Below are 18424 nucleotides of genomic sequence, written 5' to 3' on the forward strand. Positions count from 1 at the left end.
CACTGCTTCCTTTTTTGGTTTTTAAACAGAAATTAGAGTTTTAGCACTAAATTTGACACGCCGCACTCACCGCTATGAACCGCCGCCGCGCGAAAGGTTCTATCGTCGACTTGCCGCTTGCCCTGCAACCTCCCGCCGCTGCTGCGGTCCATCCCCCCACCAATGATCCGTCACCCAACTTCCAAGGACCCCGGATGCTTGAACTTGTCGCCGCGTTTATTTGCCTCACCACCCTGCTCACCTACGTGAACTTCCGCTTTATCGGCCTGCCGCCCACCATCGGTGTGATGGTCACGGCCCTGGTGTTTTCCCTGATCCTGCAAGGCCTGAGTGTCCTCGGCTACCCGGGCCTGGAGGAACGCATCCAGCAATTGATCGGCCAGATCGACTTCGGCGACCTGCTGATGAACTGGATGCTTTCGTTCCTGCTGTTTGCCGGCGCCCTGCACGTCAACCTCAATGACCTGCGCAGCTACCGCTGGCCCATCGGCCTGCTCGCGACCTTTGGCGTGTTGATCGCCACTGTGGTGATCGGCAGCCTGGCGTACTACATTTTTGCCCTGTTCGGCTGGCACGTCAGTTTCCTGTACTGCCTGCTGTTCGGCGCGCTGATCTCGCCCACCGACCCGATTGCGGTATTGGGCGTATTGCGTACCGCCAATGCCTCGAAACCCTTGAAGACCACCATCGTCGGCGAGTCGCTGTTCAACGACGGCACGGCAGTGGTGGTGTTTACCGTCTTGCTCGGCATCGCACAGCTGGGCGAAACCCCCACCGTCGGCGCCACAGCGATGCTGTTCGCCCATGAAGCGATTGGCGGCGTGGTGTTCGGCGGCCTGATCGGCTACCTCGTGTACCTGATGATCAAGAGCATCGAGCAACACCAGATCGAAGTGATGCTGACCCTCGCCCTGGTGATCGGCGGCTCGGCGATGGCCACCGAACTGCACGTCTCGGCACCGATTGCGATGGTGGTGGCGGGCCTGATCATCGGCAACCTGGGCCGCAAGCTGGCGATGAACGACATGACCCGTCGCTACCTCGATGGTTTCTGGGAGTTGCTCGACGACATGCTCAACGCCCTGCTGTTCGCGCTGATCGGCATGGAGCTGCTGCTGTTGCCGTTCAACTGGCTGCACGTGTTCGCCGCCAGCCTGCTGGCCGTGGCGATCCTGCTTTCGCGCCTGCTCACCGTGGCACCCGCGATCCTGTTGCTGAGGCGTTGGCGCACGGTGCCCCGCGGCACCATCCGCATCCTCACCTGGGGCGGTTTGCGCGGCGGGGTTTCGGTGGCGCTGGCACTGGCGCTGCCGTTGGGCCCGGAGCGTGACCTGTTACTGAGCATCACCTACATCGTGGTGCTGTCGTCGATCCTGTTGCAGGGATTGAGCATCGGCAAGCTGGTCAAGCGCGTGACCCGTGACGAACCCCAGGCCGCGCCAGAGCATCACTGATCCTTGGGAACCGACTGCGGATGCCTCGGGTCCGCAGTCTTTTTGGCCGGCAGGCTGCTTTCACTGCGGATCTGCGCATGGCTGATCAACGCAAAGATAAAGCTGCCGCCAATGATATTGCCGGCCAGGGTCGGCCCGGCGAATACCAGCCAGAAGTCCTTCCACGCCAGCTCGCCGGCAAACACCAGGTAGGACACTTCCGCCGAGCCGACAACAATGTGGGTGAAGTCGCCAAGGGCCATCAGATAAGTAATCAGGATAATGATCCACAGCTTGGCGCTCTCCATCGACGGGATCATCCACACCATGGTGGCGATCATCCAGCCGGAGACAATGCCCTTGGCGAACATCTGGCCTGGGGCGTTTTCCATGACCTTGCGCCCGATTTCCAGGAAGGCCAGGTCGGTCTTGGTGTCGAAGATCGGCAGGTGCAACATCACGTACGCCACCAGCAAGGTGCCGCACAGGTTGCCCACCAGCACCACCGTCCACAGCCGCAACAGGCGTCCGGCATTGGCCAGGGTCGGCTTGCTCATTACTGGCAACACGGCGGTGAGGGTGTTTTCGGTGAACAGTTGCTGACGCGCGAGGATCACCGCCAGAAACCCCGCGCAGTAGCCGAAGCTGGCGATGACCTTGAACGCCTCGCCGTCCGGCAGGCGCGAGTTGAGCAGGCCCATGCCCATCAACGACAAGCCCATGGTCAGGCCGGCGGCCAACGCCGACCACCACAAGGCCGCGACATTGCGCTCCAGCTCCTGGTCGCCCTGGGTGCGGATGATTTCATGCAGAACCGCCGCGCGTGGCGGCTGGTTCTCGTCTACATCCTGTTGTTCTTCCCGCGACAGGTTGGGGGTCTTGCCGTCGTCTCGAGTGGCCATGATCGTGTGCGTCCAAGGGGTGCCTGAAGATACGACATGCCGCGAGCGTGGCTGTTCATTTAAACCGGAAGGCGCCAGGTCTTGGCCATTTCCACGGTGGTTGAGCTAAAGGGTTTGCCCCAGGGTTTGTTACGCGCCTGATAGTTGTTAATGATGTTATCCAGCACCTGGTTCACTTCGGCTGGCGTCGTCGCACGCTCCAGATCACGCACGGCGTCGCGCAACAGCGTCGCGTTGGCATCCGACTGACCGTAGCGGAACAAGGATGGATAAATCACTTCGCGCACCAGGTTATCGGCCGCCGCGGCCACATCGCGCCGCTTCATCTCAGCCATGCCACTTCGCAGTACCTTGGACATATGCCCGTGTGTCGATTGCAGCAATTGCTGGAAGTTGGCGTTGCCCGGGGCATTGAGTTGCGTCGCCAGCCAGTCCAGCGACTCCGGCCGATCAGCCAGGCCGTCCAGGTTGCGCAAGGCACTGGCCAGCGCTGCGCTCAGTTCCAGCCGATCACCCTGATTGGACGCGCTGATGGCACTGTCCAGAGCCGCTAACACCTGGCGCGCCTCATGCCGAAAACGCAGCACCGGCTTGCAGGCTTCGTCCTTGGCGAGATCCGGTGCGGCACTGGCCAGCGTTTCGTCGTCCAGGGCCAGAATGGCGCTGTGGACGGAGTCAAACATGTACTGCTCACGTACGTTTTCGCGCTTGTCCAAGTGCTCGCTCACCGCATCAAAGGCGCGCTTTTGCAGATGATTTTTTACATCCTGCGACATGCTGAAGTTGAGTGTGCCCTTGAGCGCGCTGCGGAAATCGCCCAATTCGGTATTGAAAGGCAGGCTCACCGTCTGATCGGCAAAGGGCTTCAACCGAGCGTGCATCAGTTCGCCGTTGGCGGTGTGTGCGGTTCCCGTGACGGCGTCCGCGACCGCATCCATCAGGCCCGCACCCGGCTTGGGCACCGTGACGTCGTCCAATCGCAGGATCAACCGCTCGACATCGGTCACTGTGTTGCCGTGGGGCTGGCGCTGATACAGGTCCGCCACCGGCGTGTTGAGCAATACGCCGCCGTCCTGGAAAGCCGTTTTTTCACCTTGCTCCTGGAAGCCATGCCCCCGCTCTTGCGGTGACTTGAACAGGATCGGCAGGGCTGCGGAAATGTGGGCGGCGCGGGCAATGTCCATATCCGGCGTAAGGCTGGCGTTGAACACGACAAGTTGCGGTCTGCCGGCAAACATCGCCGTGCCGGTGATATTGAGCGGCTTGATTGCAGGAATCTGCCGGCTCAAGGCCTCCAGGTCGGCAAACGTAGTGGCCCCGCCGGCACTGAGCCGGTCGGCGATGGCCATGATGCTGGTCGAACGCGCATCCCTGGGCAACTCGGCGATGCGTTCCAGCACCGCCTGGCGCGACTCGTCACGGATCAAGCGTTCCAGGGGCTGCGCGTTGGATTGCAGGCGTGGCAGCAGCGTGTAGAGCGCTTGCAGGACATCGCCTACAGGCGCCGGTAAGCGACCCACCATCCGTCCCACGTCGGTGTAGGCATTCTGCAACGCCCGGACCCAGGTCTTGTCGCTATTGAGCAGCGTCGGAAGCTCCAAGTTGTCCGACAGCAGGTCAAACCGCTCGGCCCCCATGCCACTGGCCAGTAGCGCGCCGTAAATCGCCCCGGCCGACGAGCCGGAAACCGTCTGAATGTCACGCAGAGCGTTCCTCTCCTCCAGAGCCTGCACCACTCCGGAATAGGCAACGCCCTTGGCCCCACCGCCGCTGGCCACCAACTGCGTCGCGGGCGGCCGCGACAGCAGCACTTCTACCTGGCCATTTCGATACCGGTTGAGGGTCAAGGCACGCTTGCCACTGTTCGCCACCAATACGGTTTTGTCAGCGGCAGTCTCGGATTGAGGTGCGGGGTAGGATACAAGCAGGGGAGTAGGTGAGACTTTCATGGTGGCGCTCTCTGCAGGATGTAATCCTGAGTAACGCGAGCGCCGATGAAAGATCCCTCTCGTGGCATCTGGAAATATTTATCCCGAGCAGCCCCCTACTTGCTGATGCTTTCGTCCTGAAACTGATCCTTCACGTACTTGATCTCGGTACGCCCGTGTGGCGCCGGCAAGCCATCTTCGCCGAGGTTGACGAAGACCATTTTTTCCACGGTGAGGATGCTTTTGCGGGTGATCTTGTTACGCACTTCACAGGTCAGGGTGATGGAGGTACGGCCGAACTCGGTGGCGGTGATGCCCAGTTCGATGATGTCGCCCTGGCGCGAGGCACTGACGAAGTTGATTTCGGAGATGTACTTGGTAACGACGCGCTGGTTGCCCAGTTGGACAATCGCGTATATCGCCGCTTCTTCGTCGATCCAGCGCAGCAGGCTGCCGCCGAACAGGGTGCCGTTGGGGTTGAGGTCTTCAGGTTTTACCCATTTGCGGGTGTGGAAGTTCATGGGGGCTCCGGGTTCGAGGGGGGGTAATCAATAAGGTTGCGCCCCCAGCTTCAAGTTTCAAGCGACAAGCTGCAAGTAAAAGCCGATTCGCTCTTAACTTGCCGCTTGTAGCTTGTCACTTGCCACTAGCCAGCCAAAGAAAGCTATAATCGCCGCCGATTTACAACGGCTAATGCCGTTTTCCCGCCACCTGTCCGAGGGGCGCTGCAGCAGGTTCAACCTGTCAGGCTCGGATGGGGCGTTGTCCGGCCTGGTTCATCGGGCTTGATACTAAACGCACAACGGCGCCCATTCGCACACTACGAATGGAGGCTCTCTATGAGCGCTGTCAACACGCCTGCAGATTTCACCGACTACAAAGTCGCCGACATGTCCCTCGCTGCCTGGGGCCGTCGCGAAACCTTTATCGCCGAATCCGAAATGCCAGCCCTGATGGGTCTGCGCCGCAAATACGCCAGCGAGCAACCGCTCAAGGGCGCGAAGATTCTCGGCTGCATCCACATGACCATCCAGACTGCCGTGCTGATCGAAACCCTGGTTGCCCTGGGTGCCGAAGTGCGTTGGTCGTCCTGCAACATCTTCTCGACTCAAGACCAGGCCGCCGCCGCCATCGCTGCTGCCGGTATCCCGGTATTCGCCTGGAAAGGCGAGACCGAAGAAGAGTACGAGTGGTGCCTGGAGCAAACCATCCTGAAAGATGGCGCGCCTTGGGATGCCAACATGATCCTCGACGACGGCGGCGACCTGACCGAGCTGCTGCACAAGAAATACCCGGCCATCCTGGACCGCGTCCACGGCGTGACCGAAGAAACCACCACCGGCGTACACCGCCTGCTGGACATGCTGGCCAAGGGCGAGCTGAAAATCCCGGCCATCAACGTCAACGACTCGGTGACCAAGAGCAAGAACGACAACAAATACGGCTGCCGTCACAGCCTGAACGACGCCATCAAGCGCGGCACCGACCACCTGCTGTCGGGCAAGCAAGCCCTGGTGATCGGCTACGGTGACGTGGGCAAGGGTTCGTCCCAGTCCCTGCGTCAGGAAGGCATGATCGTCAAGGTTTCCGAAGTTGACCCGATCTGCGCCATGCAAGCCTGCATGGACGGCTTCGAAGTGGTTTCGCCGTTCATCGATGGCATCAATGACGGCACCGAAGCGAGCATCGACAAGGCCCTGCTGGGCAAGATCGACCTGATCGTGACCACCACCGGCAACGTCAATGTTTGCGACTCGAACATGCTCAAGGCCCTGAAGAAGCGCGCCGTGGTCTGCAACATCGGTCACTTCGACAACGAAATCGACACCGCTTTCATGCGCAAGAACTGGGCATGGGAAGAAGTGAAGCCGCAGGTGCACAAGGTTCACCGCACCGGCGCTGGCGATTTCGACCCGCAGAACGACGACTACCTGATCCTGCTGGCCGAAGGCCGCCTGGTTAACCTGGGCAACGCCACTGGCCACCCAAGCCGCATCATGGACGGCTCGTTCGCCAACCAGGTACTGGCGCAGATCTTCCTGTTCGAGCAGAAATACGCCGACCTGTCGCCAGCCCAGAAAGCCGAGCGCCTGACCGTGGAAGTACTGCCGAAGAAACTCGACGAAGAAGTGGCCCTGGAAATGGTCCGCGGCTTCGGCGGCGTCGTGACTCAACTGACCAAGACCCAGGCCGACTACATCGGCGTGACCGTTGAAGGTCCGTTCAAGCCGCACGCTTACCGCTACTGATTTGCCTGCGGCCCGCCGCCCTCGTGGGCGCGGGCTTGTGTGGGAGCGGGCTTGCCCGCGAATGCGCTATGTCAGTCGATGCATCCGGTGACTGACACACCGCTTTCGCGAGCAAGCCCGCTCCCACATTAAATCGGTGCATGACTTCCGGTATCTGAGTTTCATAGGGTTATTACCATGTCCCAAGACCGTCGCTACAGCTTCGAGTTCTTCCCGACCAAGACCGATGCTGGGCATGAAAAACTGATGGCGACTGCCAAGCAGTTGGCCAGCTACAACCCCGACTTCTTCTCCTGCACCTACGGCGCCGGCGGTTCGACCCGTGATCGCACGATCAACACCGTGTTGCAGCTGGAAAGCGAAGTCAAAGTTCCTGCCGCTCCGCACTTGTCCTGCGTGGGCGACAGCAAGGCCGACCTGCGCGGCCTGCTGACCCAATACAAGCAAGCCGGCATCAAACGTATCGTTGCCCTGCGTGGCGACCTGCCATCCGGCATGGGTATCGCCAGCGGTGAGCTGCGCTACGCCAACGACCTGGTGAGTTTCATCCGTGAAGAAAGCGGCGATCACTTCCATATCGAAGTGGCGGCTTACCCGGAGATGCACCCCCAGGCACGCAATTTCGAAGATGACCTGCAGAACTTCGTGCGCAAGGCCAACGCCGGCGCCAACAGTGCGATCACCCAGTACTTCTTCAACGCTGACAGCTACTTCTACTTCGTCGAGCGTGTACGGGCCATGGGTGTGAACATCCCGATCGTGCCGGGCATCATGCCGATCACCAACTACAGCAAGCTCGCACGCTTCTCCGACGCGTGCGGTGCCGAGATCCCACGCTGGGTGCGCAAACAACTGGAAGCCTACGGCGACGACGTCAAGAGCATCCAGGCGTTCGGCGAGCAGGTCATCAGCGAAATGTGTGAACGTTTGTTACAAGGTGGTGCACCCGGCCTGCACTTCTATACCCTCAACCAGGCTGACCCTAGCCTGGCGATCTGGAACAACCTCAAGCTGCCACGCTAAGGCCCGTTCGGTCGCACCCGGGCCCTCGTTGATACGGGGGCTTTTTTTGTTCATACCTCCCGGAATGGAAGCCTGCAGTACATGAATACAGCATCCCCGACTCCCCGCCCGCAGCTGGTTTATCTGGTATTCGGCGCCGAGACCTATCATCAGGAAGCGGTATTCAGCATCGCCAGTGCCCTGTCCCACCTGGGCGGCCCCCAGGACATGCCCCTGGACATCCAGGTATTCAGCGACAACCCCGAGCCCTATCGCGACCTGCCGGTGCACGTCCACACCCTGGACGACGCCACCCGCAAACGCTGGAGCGAGCCCCACGGCTACCACTTCCGCACCAAGCACGTGCTGTTGCGCCAGGTCCTGGAGACCGCGGAGCGCGCCCTGCTGATCGACACCGACACGTTTTTCCACGATTCGCCCATGGCCCTGTTCGAGCGCGTCGCCCCCGGCACCGTGCTGTGCAACGCGTTCCACGCCAAGTACGGCGATAACCGCGAAAGCGTGCTGTACGAGGCCCTCGCCCAGCTCCTGGCCGACAAAGGCCTGGCCGATGACGACATGCCACTGCTCAACTCCGGCGTGATGGGCATGGCTCGCGAGGATGCGCACCTGCTGGACCGCTCCATCGAACTGATGGACGAACTGTTCCCCCTGGCCCAGGGCGCCTACACCCTGGAAGAGTTCTGCCTGTCGGTGGTCGCCTACCGCAGCGTCAACGTGCGCCAGTGCCCGGACCTGATCCACCACTACTGGAGCCGCAAGCAGCTGTTCCGGGCCAAGGTCAGGGCGTGGATCGCCAAGCACGGTGCCGCACCGACCTGCGCGCACGCCCTGGCCGACACTCGCCAGGTCTCCGCCCACCTGCCGCGCCCACCACGCCTGCAACGCCTGATGTACAAGCTGATCACCCTGGCCCTGCCCAAGCGCAAGCAGCAGTTTATCCGCGAAATCCTCTACGGCTGCTACGAGCACGAAAACGAGTTCGACCAGGCGTGCGGCCCGGTTTGGTGGGACAAGGCCCGGCAAAATCAGGCAGAGCGGCAGAAATCCCCCGTGGATGCTCATCAACTGGAGCGCTGGTTCGCCAATCCCCTGGTGCGCCTGATTCTGGGCGAGCGCCGTGCGGCGATCCATGCCCACCTGATGACCTCGGAGACAAAATAGCGCAGCCCGCAGATGCTTGTGCCAGAGCTTTTCTTTAGGGCCCGAGCGACGTAACCTCAGGGCATGCCCGTGATTCTGAAGCTTGCGACCGCTGCCCTTTTGACTTGCTTGAGCCTGGCGGCTTACGGCGAGAAATTGCGCATTGTCACCGAGCCCTGGGCGCCCTACGTCTACGACGACCAGGGCACCATGCGCGGGCTGGACTACGAAACCACGGTGATCGTGTTCCAGCGCCTTGGGGTCGACGTGGAGTGGCAGTTCCTGCCCTGGAAGCGCTGCCTGGCGATGCTCGAACAAGGCCATGCCGACGGCGCGCTGGATATTTTCCACAGCTACGAGCGCGACACCCTACTGCTTTACCCCAGCGAGCCGCTGTCGGAAGTCCAGTTCGTGCTGTACTACGCCAACGACCGCCCCCACCCTGCCGACACCCTTGACGACCTGCGCGGCCTGACCGTCGGCACCTCGCCGGGCTACCTCTACGGCGATGCCTTCAGCGCTTCCAGCTTGTTCAACCGCGAACCGGCGCCCAGCCACGAAGCCAACTTCGGCAAATTGCTGCTGGGCCGCATCGATCTGGTGATCACCGACCGCCGCGTCGGCCAGCATGTGATCAAGGCCCTGGGCCTGGAGGGCAAAGTCAGCCAGGCGCCAGTGGTGGTCAGCCGCCAACAGCAATTTCTGGCCGTACGCCGGGGCGCGGGCATGGACCTGCTGGTGCAGCGCTTTGCCGCCGAACTCAAGCGTTTCAAGCAGGAGCCCGCGTACATCGCCCTGAGCGCCCAATACGGTGGATTTCAAGCCAGTACGGCCTTGGAACACGCCGTTGAGCAGCAGGAAAGCAGCGCGCCGTGATTGCTCTGTTATACTCCGGCCTTTCCGCCAGGCTTACGCCCGGCCGCTGAGGTCTTGAAAAAGGCACCCAACCCCGCTACAGCGCAGCTTTCAGCCCCGCGCGAGCCGGTGGAGTGCCCGCCAGACGCAGCAGGACCGGACGGGATTGCGCTCCCCTAAGCGCCATTCACGCCCGGCAAGATTATCCCTTTGGGCCAAGCCCTAACTAGAACAGGATTACTCATGTCCTTTGCTTCCCTCGGTCTCTCCGAGGCTTTAGTCCGCGCCATCGAGGCAGCGGGCTATACCGAGCCTACTCCGGTGCAACAGCGGGCCATTCCCGCCGTGTTGCAAGGTCGCGACCTGATGGTTGCGGCTCAGACAGGTACTGGTAAAACCGGCGGCTTCGCCCTCCCGATCCTGGAGCGGTTGTTCCCCAACGGTCACCCGGACAAATCCCAGCGTCACGGCCCGCGCCAACCCCGCGTACTGGTCCTGACCCCAACCCGCGAACTCGCCGCCCAAGTGCACGACAGCTTCAAGCTGTATGCCCGCGACCTGAAGTTCGTCAGCGCCTGCATCTTCGGCGGCGTCGGCATGAACCCACAGGTTCAGGCCATGTCCCGTGGTGTGGACGTGCTGGTCGCCTGCCCGGGTCGTTTGCTCGACCTGTGCGGCCAAGGCAGCGTCGACTTGTCCCACGTGGAAATCCTCGTACTGGACGAAGCCGACCGCATGCTCGACATGGGCTTTGTCCATGACGTGAAAAAAGTCCTCGCGCGCCTGCCGGCCAAACGCCAGAACCTGCTGTTCTCGGCCACGTTCTCCAACGACATCACCGCCCTGGCCGGCAAACTGCTGCACAACCCGGAACGCATCGAAGTCACGCCGCCGAACACCACGGTCGAGCGTATCGAGCAACGCGTGTTCCGCCTGGCCGCCAGCCACAAGCGTGCGCTGCTGGCGCACCTGATCACTGCCGGCGCGTGGGAACAGGTGCTGGTATTCACCCGCACCAAGCACGGCGCCAACCGCCTGGCCGAATACCTGGACAAGCACGGCCTCACCGCCGTCGCCATCCACGGCAACAAGAGCCAGAACGCACGTACCAAGGCCCTGGCCGACTTCAAGGCCGGCAGCGTGCGTATCCTGGTGGCGACCGATATTGCTGCCCGTGGCCTGGACATCGACCAGTTGCCACACGTGGTCAACTTCGAGCTGCCGAACGTCGACGAAGACTACGTGCACCGCATCGGCCGTACCGGCCGTGCCGGTCGTTCGGGTGAAGCCATCTCCCTGGTTGCACCGGACGAAGAAAAACTGCTGAAAAGCATCGAGCGCATGACCAAGCAGAAAATCGCCGACGGCGACCTGATGGGCTTCGATGCCAGCGCCGTAGAGGCCGAGAAGCCAGAAGTGCGCGAGCGTCCGGACGTGCGCAACCCACGCAACCCACGCGGTCCGAAGGGTGATGGCCCGAACGGCGGCGGAGGTGGCGGCGGTCGTCGCGACAAGGGCAAGGACAAGGGCGGCAAGGAAAAAGCGCCGACCAACGGCCGTGGCGAACGCCCGGCCCGCGAGCAGAAGCCCCGCGAAGGCACCCCGGCCCGCGAACAGCGCCAGCCGAGCCAGCCGCCACGCGCCGCTGCCGACCGCGCCCCGGACGAGTTCCTCGACGACGACGTGGACAACTTCGGTAACCGCGTTGACTACGTGCCCCAAGCCAAACCGGCCCAAGGCCGTGGCCGTCGTCCAGGTGCCCCGGCACCAGGCGCCGGTGCAGGTGCACCGCGCAATGGTCAACCGCAAGGCGGCCGCCAGAACGGCCCACGCAACAGCAGCGGCGGCACCACCGGTACGCCACCGGCCAAGCGCAGCGGCCCACGCAGTGGTGCACCCCGTGACGGCCAGGCGCGTCGCGAAGACTCGCGCAGCAACAACCGCCGCCCGTCCCGTGACGACCAGCCACGTTCGTCCGAACCAGCCGTGCAAAACCCGCGTGGCGGGCCGGCGCCGAAGATCATCCACAAGGAGTCGAAAGCGGATCGCTTCCCGACACCCGAGCAGTTGGATCAACTGCCAGGCCGTCCTCGTGGTGAGAAGCCAGCGCTGCTGACTCGCAACCGCTGAGTTTCAACGCGATATAAAAATGCCCCGCCTCTTTTGAGACGGGGCATTTTTTATGGGCTCGACGCCGATCAAACCTGGGCCAGGGTTTGTGTGGGAGCGGGCTTGCTCGCGAGAGCAGTCTGTCAGTTAAAGATGTGCCGCCTGACCCGCCGCTTTCGCGGGCAAGCCCGCTCCCACAGTTGATTGGTGTTGCTGGGCTGTCAGCGCTCGGCTGGAGATCGCCCAGACACGGCTAGTCCTCTGAGCTTTAGCGAGCCTGCGAAGGCGGCGGCACTGCTGGTAGAGAGTTTTCCCCTCAACCATAGAATCTCCCACAGGGGTCCCATTTCAGCTCAATGATTGTATGGAACTCGCAGGCATAAAAAAACCGGGTCTTTCGACCCGGTTTTATGTGCGAGCAGAAATTACTTCTGCTTTACACCTTCCAGCGAGATGTCCAGGTCAACGGTCTGCGAAGAAGGACCTGGGCCTTTGATGCCGAAGTCGTTCAGGTTGACCGTGGTTTTGGCGTTGAAGCCAGCACGCTCACCGCCCCATGGGTCCTTGCCTTCGCCGTTGAACGTGGCCTTGAAGGTCACTGGCTTGGTCACGCCGTGGAAGGTCAGGTCGCCGGTCACGTCAGCAGTGTCTTTACCAGTCGGTTTAACCGCGGTGGAAACAAACTTGGCATCGGCGAACTTGGCAACGTCCAGGAAGTCTTTGCTGGCGATATGCTTGTCACGCTCAGCGTGGTTGGACCACAGGCTGGCGGTTTTCACATCGACGGCGATCTTGCTGGCTTCAGGCTTGGCGGCATCCCAGCTGAACGAACCATCCCAATCCTTGAAGGTACCGTGAATGTAGCTGTAGCCCAGGTGGCTGATTTTCCAATCGATGAAGGCATGCTGGCCTTCTTTGTCGATCTTGTAGTCAGCGGCCATCGCGGAACCGGCGGACAACAGCGCAGAACCGAGTGCCAGTGCGGCGAGAGTCTTTTTCAACATGCTTTTTATTCCTTGTGAGTCGAGGTTGAACATCAGGCTTTGCGCCCCAGCATTCGCATGAGGGTCGCATCACGGTCAATGAAGTGGTGTTTCAACGCAGCCACGCCATGCAAGCCGGCGAAGACCACCAACACCCAGGCCAGGTACAGGTGCACCAGGCCGGCGTTATCTGCCTGGTCCGGTAGCCCGGAAACCACGGCGGGAATGTCGAACAGGCCAAACACCGGGATCCCGACACCGTCTGCGGTGGAAATCAGGTAACCGGCAATCATCACGGCAAACAGCCCGAGATACAGGAACGCGTGGCCAAACGCGGCACCCATGCGGGTCATGCGGCTGTAGCTGGCCAACGGTGGTGGCGGCGGGCTGACCAGGCGCCAGACGATACGCACCAGCATGATGGCGAACAGCGTGATGCCGATGCTCTTGTGCAGGTCCGGTGCGTCTTTGCGCCAGGCGCTGTAGTAGTCGAGGCCGACCATCCACAACCCCAGCGCAAACAAGCCAAACACCACCAGGGCCACGCCCCAGTGCAAAACCATGCTGACCCAGCCGTAGCGGGCCGGTGAATTGCGTAACTGCATGTACTTAATCCCGTAAGAGCTGCGCTCAAGACTAGCGATTTACCTATCGAATTAAAGCCGAAAATTTCGCTTTGAAATATCGAGAAATACGATCAAGAGACTATGCATAATAAATTAACAAGGAATTAAGACTATTCCTAAGAAACGTGACAGACCGTCCTGCGTTTACCGCGAATTAATTCTTATAGGGTTGTGACACGGCCGCCCATTGCATAGGCTTGCGCGATTGTTGCTTGAGGAGATGCAAGATGGGCTTGAATAACCAGTGGATGCAACGCGACCTCGCCGTGCTGTGGCATCCCTGCACCCAGATGAAAGACCATCAGCAACTACCGCTGATCCCGATCAAGCGCGGCGAAGGCGTGTGGCTGGAAGACTTCGAAGGCAAGCGCTACCTCGACGCCGTCAGTTCCTGGTGGGTCAACGTGTTTGGCCACGCCAACCCGCGCATCAACCAGCGCATCAAGGACCAGGTCGACCAGCTGGAACACGTGATCCTCGCCGGTTTCAGCCACCAGCCGGTGATCGAGTTGTCCGAGCGCCTGGTCAAGATGACACCCGCAGGCCTGACCCGGTGTTTCTACGCCGATAACGGTTCATCGTGCATCGAAGTCGCGCTGAAAATGAGCTTTCACTACTGGCTCAACCGCGGCCAGCCCGACAAGAAGCGCTTCGTCACCCTGACCAACAGCTACCACGGCGAAACCATCGCCGCGATGTCGGTGGGCGACGTGCCGCTGTTTACCGAGACCTACAAGGCGCTGCTGCTCGACACCCTCAAGGTGCCCAGCCCGGATTGCTACCTGCGCCCCGAAGGCATGAGCTGGGAAGAGCACTCGCGCAACATGTTCCTGGTCATGGAACAGACCCTGGCGGAAAACCACGCCACCGTCGCCGCCGTCATCGTCGAGCCGCTGATCCAGGGCGCTGGCGGCATGCGCATGTACCACCCGGTGTACCTCAAGCTGCTGCGCGAAGCCTGCGACCGCTATGGCGTACACCTGATCCACGATGAAATCGCCGTGGGCTTCGGCCGCACCGGCAGCATGTTCGCTTGCGAACAGGCCGGCATCCGCCCGGACTTCCTGTGCCTGTCCAAGGCCCTCACCGGCGGTTACCTGCCGCTGGCTGCCGTGCTCACCACCGATGACGTGTACAACGCCTTCTACGACGACTACTCGACCCTGCGCGCCTTCCTGCATTCCCACAGCTACACCGGCAACCCGCTGGCGTGCGCGGCGGCGTTGGCGACGCTGGATATTTTCGAAACAGACAACGTCATCGAAAACAACAAGGCCCTGGCCCAGCGCATGGCCAGCGCCACCGCGCATCTGGTCGACCACCCGCACGTCTCGGAAGTGCGCCAGACCGGCATGGTACTGGCCATTGAGATGGTTCAGGACAAGGCCACCAAGACCGCCTACCCGTGGCAGGAACGCCGAGGCCTCAAGGTGTTCGAACACGCCCTGGAACGCGGCGCACTGTTGCGGCCGTTGGGCAGCGTGGTGTACTTCCTGCCGCCATATGTGATCACGCCGGAGCAGATCGACTTCCTCGCCGAAGTGGCCAGTGAAGGCATCGACATCGCCACCAACAGCAGCGTCAGCGTCGCGGTGCCACAGGACTTCCACCCAGGCTTTCGCGATCCGGGTTGATTCCCACCTTTTTAGGCACCCTCGCCACCGTAATCTTGCTCCTGCACAGAATTTTCCAGAGAACAGAAATGAGATTGTCCCGCTTTTTCACCGACACCCCGCTGAGCCTCGGCGACGTAGAACTGCCCGAGGCCCAGGCGCATTACATCAGCCGCGTGTTGCGCATGGTCGAAGGCGACGCCGTGCAATTGTTCGACGGCTCCGGCCAGGAATTCCTCGGCAGCTTGCTGGAAGTCGGCAAGAAGCGCGTCACCGTGCAACTGAGCGAAAGCTTCGCGGGCCAGGCCGAATCCCCGCTGCACATCCACCTCGGCCAGGGCCTGTCCCGGGGCGAGCGGATGGATTGGGCGATCCAGAAAGCCACCGAGCTTGGGGTCAACGCGATCACGCCGATTTTCAGCGAACGCTGCGAAGTGCGCCTCAAGGACGAACGCGCCGACAAGCGCCTGCTGCACTGGCGCCAGGTGGCGATCAGCGCGTGCGAGCAATGCGGGCGTTCGACGGTGCCGGTGATTCACCCGCCGCTGCTGCTGGCCGATTGGTTGAAGCAAACCGCGGCGGACCTGAAGCTGGTGCTGCACCCGGTGGCTGAACCGATGATCAGCCATGCCAAGCCGTCGAGCCTGGCGTTTTTGATCGGGCCGGAAGGTGGGCTGACCGACAATGAAGTCGAAACAGCCCAAGCCGCCGGCTACCACGCCGCCCGCCTTGGGCCGCGGGTGTTGCGTACTGAAACTGCGCCAGTGGTGGCATTGGCTGTCGCTCAACAGCTATGGGGTGATTTCTAACCCTCTGCCTTTGCAAACCCAATCAAAAATGTGGGAGCGGGCTTGCTCGCGAATGCGGTGAGTCAGTCAGCTTAACCGTGGCTGACACACCGCATTCGCGAGCAAGCCCGCTCCCACATTTGGATTGGATTGCCAGGCAACTACTCCACCGGATCGCTGACCGGCTTGGCAATGATCGCCTTCAGCTCGCTGGTCATCGGGAACTCAAGGTTCAAGCCCTTGGGCGGAATCGGCTGTTCAAACCAGCGCTGGTAAATCCCGTTGATTTCCCCGCTGCGGTACAGGTCACCGAGGGTCTCGTTGACCACCGCCAGAAACTGAGGGTCATCCTTGCGCACCATGCAGCTGTAGATCTCCCGCGACTGCTCCTCGCCTACCACCACCCAGTTATGCGGGTCCCGGGCCTTGGCACGTTCGCCGTAAAGCAACGCATCATCCATGTAGAACGCCGCCGCGCGGCCGGTCTCCAGCATCTTGAACGCTTCGCCATGGTCCTTGGCGCTGATCACAAACATATTGGCCTTGTGCTCGGCGTTGTAGCTCTTGAGAAAGCGCTCGTTGGTGGTACCCGCAGTGGTCACCACGTTCTTGCCGGAAAGGTCACCGAAGCCTTTGATGCCGCTGTCCTTGGCGGTCAGCAACTGGCCCTTCACATAGATAAACCCGTAGGAAAACGCCACCTGTTTCTGCCGCTCGGCGGTCACCCCGGTGGAACCGCATTCCAGGTCGACGGTGCCGTTCTGCACCAGCGGGATACGGGTTTGCGATGTCACCAGGTTGTACTTCACATTCAGGTTGGCCACCCCGGTTTTCTGCTGGATGCGCTCGACGATCTTGTTCGCCAGCTCCACCGAATAGCCCATGGGTTTGCCACTGTGATCCCCCACGTAGGAAAACGGCACCGACGCATCGCGATAACCCAGGGTGATTGACTTGGCGCTGGCGATCTTGGCCAGTGTGCCGTCCAGCGGGGCCGTGCTCGCTTGGGCCTGTGCGGCCAATAACAGCCCGAGGGTGCAGCCGGTCAACAGGATCTTTTTCATTGTTATTCTCCGTTGGTCTTTGAGTTATTTACGTACAGCAATCACGCTGATTTCCACCAGCACACTGGGTCGAGCCAGTTCCGCTTGCAGGGTGGTGCGGGTCGGCGCCATGCCTGGCGAAAGCCACGCAGACCACTGCGCGTTCATCGGTGCAAAACCGCTGCTGATGTCCTTCAGATAAATCGTTGCATTGAGCAGATGATCCTTGTCGCTGCCTGCCTGGGCCAACAGCCCATCGATCTTGGCGAGGACTTCGCGGGTTTGCGTCGCCACGTCCTCACCGTCGCCTGGCACCTGGCCGGAGAGGAACACCAAGTCCTTGAACGTCACGGCGCCGCTCAGGCGTTCATTGCTGCTGATTCGGTTGATGGTCATGGGGGCATCCTTATGCCGCGCGGGGCGCCAGGCCCTGCATATCAATGGAAGTGACCTGTTGGTCGATGAGCTCGGCAAGCAGTTGGCCGCTGCCACAGGCCAGGGTAAAACCCAGCGCGCCGTGGCCCAGGTTCAGCCACAGGTTGCGATATTGACCGGCGCCAATCAGCGGCACGCCGGTCGGGGTGGCCGGACGCATGCCGGCCCATTCCACCGCATGGGCATAGTCGCCAGCCAGGGGAAAAGTCTCCAGGGCCTGGCGTTTCATCAGCGCCAGGCGTTTGGGGTCGAGGCTCGCATCGAAACCGACGATGTCCACCATCGCCGCCACCCGCAGTTGCTCGCCGATGCGCGCGTAAACGATCTTGCGGTCGTAGTCGGTGATGCTCACGTTCGGCGCCCGATGCTGCGCGCCAATCGGCACGCTGAGGCTGTAGCCCTTGAGCGGGTACAGCGCCAGCGAGGCCCCCAGTTCAGCGCTGCGATAACCGGCGGCCAGCACCAGGTTTTCGACCGGCATCACCTCATCGCCCAGCTCGATTGCCTGCACCGCGCCGTCGGCATGACGAATGCCAGTGACCTTGCGCCCCAGCACAAAGCGGCAACGCCCCGACGCTTGCAGCCGCGCCGCCAAACGCTGGCAGAAGGCATGACAATCGGCCACTTCTTCGTTCGGTGTGTAGATCCCACCGACAAAACCACCGCCCTCCAGCGCCGGTTCCAAGCGTGCACAATCGGCGGCGGATAGCACTTGCTGTTGCAGGATGTCGGTGATTTTATTGCGTGCCGATTCAAAGCTTGCCGCAGTGCGAAAGGTCACCAGCTTGCCGTTGCGCCGCCAGTCGAAACCGTCCAGGCGATCATCCTCGCGCCATTGCTGCAACGTCGCTTGGCTCAAGGCCGCCAGGCGCAGCAGGTGCGCGGCATTGCGCTGGTTCACCGAGCCACGGCAAGCGCCGAGGAACGCCGCCATCCAGCGCCACTGCCGAGGGTCGAGGCGCGGGCGCAGCTTGAGCGGCGAGTCACCACGCAGCAACCAACCGATGGCTTGCAGTGGCACACCGGCATCCGCCAGCGGGGCGACGTAGCGGTAGGACAATTGCCCGCCGTTGGCGAAGCTGGTCTCGCTGCCCAGGGTGTCGCGCGCATCGATCACCGTCACTTCATGGCCCGCACGCACCAGCGCATAGGCACTGGCCAGACCGATCACCCCACCGCCGATGATGCACACCATCCCCGCCACCTGCCGTTGCATTAAGAGGGTTCCAGCCTAGGGGCAGGTGACAGGCCAGCGACAATGAATAAAGATGGTTCACCTATAAACAAAGGTTAT

16 protein-coding genes and 1 riboswitch are annotated in these 18424 nt (G+C 61.6%); of the genes, 8 read left to right on the forward strand and 8 right to left on the reverse strand.

The genetic code is table 11. The features are described 5' to 3' along the window. The first annotated feature begins 194 nt into the window (after positions 1 to 194). Positions 195 to 1454 (forward strand): cation:proton antiporter, encoded by a 1260-nt coding sequence (locus tag IB241_RS19950; RefSeq protein WP_192299927.1) that lies wholly within the window; start codon positions 195 to 197, stop codon positions 1452 to 1454. Here the strand turns inward: IB241_RS19950 and IB241_RS19955 are convergent. From IB241_RS19955 to IB241_RS19965, 3 genes are all read right to left on the reverse strand, one after another. After that, entirely contained in the window at positions 1448 to 2335 is an 888-nt protein-coding gene (locus IB241_RS19955; RefSeq protein WP_192299928.1) for a formate/nitrite transporter family protein, read from the reverse strand. The genes IB241_RS19950 and IB241_RS19955 overlap by 7 nt on opposite strands. Positions 2336 to 2394: 59 nt before the next feature. Beyond that, entirely contained in the window at positions 2395 to 4284 is a 1890-nt protein-coding gene (locus tag IB241_RS19960; protein WP_192299929.1) for a patatin-like phospholipase family protein, read from the reverse strand. 95 nt (positions 4285 to 4379) lie between these two features. Further along, a complete protein-coding gene (locus IB241_RS19965) occupies positions 4380 to 4784 on the reverse strand; it encodes an acyl-CoA thioesterase (protein WP_192299930.1) in 405 nt (134 codons plus the stop codon). Positions 4785 to 4974: 190 nt separating this feature from the next. Beyond that, a riboswitch (S-adenosyl-L-homocysteine riboswitch) is annotated at positions 4975 to 5081 on the forward strand. A gap of 21 nt (positions 5082 to 5102) precedes the next feature. Here IB241_RS19965 and ahcY point away from each other — a divergent pair. The 5 genes from ahcY to IB241_RS19990 all read left to right on the forward strand — a co-directional run bounded on the left by ahcY (position 5103) and on the right by IB241_RS19990 (position 11663). After that, positions 5103 to 6512 carry an adenosylhomocysteinase gene (gene ahcY, locus IB241_RS19970; RefSeq protein WP_192299931.1) on the forward strand — a complete coding sequence of 470 codons (1410 nt, stop codon included), beginning with the start codon at positions 5103 to 5105 and terminating at the stop codon, positions 6510 to 6512. 177 nt (positions 6513 to 6689) lie between these two features. Then, positions 6690 to 7535: a methylenetetrahydrofolate reductase [NAD(P)H] gene (gene metF / locus IB241_RS19975; protein WP_192299932.1), complete on the forward strand. Its 846-nt coding sequence runs from the start codon at positions 6690 to 6692 to the stop codon at positions 7533 to 7535. Between the two features lie 81 nt (positions 7536 to 7616). Further along, positions 7617 to 8699 (forward strand): hypothetical protein, encoded by a 1083-nt coding sequence (locus tag IB241_RS19980; RefSeq protein ID WP_192299933.1) that lies wholly within the window; start codon positions 7617 to 7619, stop codon positions 8697 to 8699. 63 nt (positions 8700 to 8762) lie between these two features. After that, on the forward strand, positions 8763 to 9554 hold the full coding sequence (locus IB241_RS19985) for a substrate-binding periplasmic protein (RefSeq protein WP_192299934.1): 792 nt from the start codon (positions 8763 to 8765) through the stop codon (positions 9552 to 9554). Positions 9555 to 9776: 222 nt separating this feature from the next. Beyond that, positions 9777 to 11663, forward strand: coding sequence for a DEAD/DEAH box helicase (locus tag IB241_RS19990; protein ID WP_192299935.1), 1887 nt, complete (start codon positions 9777 to 9779; stop codon positions 11661 to 11663). A gap of 404 nt (positions 11664 to 12067) precedes the next feature. On the opposite strand, the gene IB241_RS19995 is transcribed toward IB241_RS19990, so the two are convergent. Continuing rightward, a complete protein-coding gene (locus tag IB241_RS19995) occupies positions 12068 to 12646 on the reverse strand; it encodes a YceI family protein (protein WP_192299936.1) in 579 nt (192 codons plus the stop codon). Between the two features lie 32 nt (positions 12647 to 12678). Further along, positions 12679 to 13230, reverse strand: coding sequence for a cytochrome b (locus IB241_RS20000; RefSeq protein ID WP_192299937.1), 552 nt, complete (start codon positions 13228 to 13230; stop codon positions 12679 to 12681). 248 nt (positions 13231 to 13478) lie between these two features. Between IB241_RS20000 and IB241_RS20005 the strand changes: the two genes are divergently transcribed. Then, positions 13479 to 14885, forward strand: a complete 1407-nt coding sequence (locus IB241_RS20005; RefSeq protein ID WP_192299938.1) for an adenosylmethionine--8-amino-7-oxononanoate transaminase — start codon at positions 13479 to 13481, stop codon at positions 14883 to 14885. Between the two features lie 68 nt (positions 14886 to 14953). Next, positions 14954 to 15673, forward strand: a complete 720-nt coding sequence (locus IB241_RS20010; RefSeq protein ID WP_034101241.1) for a 16S rRNA (uracil(1498)-N(3))-methyltransferase — start codon at positions 14954 to 14956, stop codon at positions 15671 to 15673. 140 nt (positions 15674 to 15813) lie between these two features. Here IB241_RS20010 and IB241_RS20015 read toward each other — a convergent pair whose 3' ends face one another. The 3 genes from IB241_RS20015 to IB241_RS20025 are packed head-to-tail and all read right to left on the reverse strand — an operon-like array spanning position 15814 to position 18334. Beyond that, positions 15814 to 16716: a transporter substrate-binding domain-containing protein gene (locus tag IB241_RS20015; RefSeq protein WP_192299939.1), complete on the reverse strand. Its 903-nt coding sequence runs from the start codon at positions 16714 to 16716 to the stop codon at positions 15814 to 15816. A gap of 24 nt (positions 16717 to 16740) precedes the next feature. Then, positions 16741 to 17091, reverse strand: coding sequence for a RidA family protein (locus IB241_RS20020; protein ID WP_192299940.1), 351 nt, complete (start codon positions 17089 to 17091; stop codon positions 16741 to 16743). 10 nt (positions 17092 to 17101) lie between these two features. After that, positions 17102 to 18334: a D-amino acid dehydrogenase gene (locus IB241_RS20025; RefSeq protein ID WP_192299957.1), complete on the reverse strand. Its 1233-nt coding sequence runs from the start codon at positions 18332 to 18334 to the stop codon at positions 17102 to 17104. Positions 18335 to 18424: the final 90 nt, after the last annotated feature.

The organism is Pseudomonas sp. PDM05, assembly GCF_014851685.1.
GTDB lineage: Bacteria > Pseudomonadota > Gammaproteobacteria > Pseudomonadales > Pseudomonadaceae > Aquipseudomonas.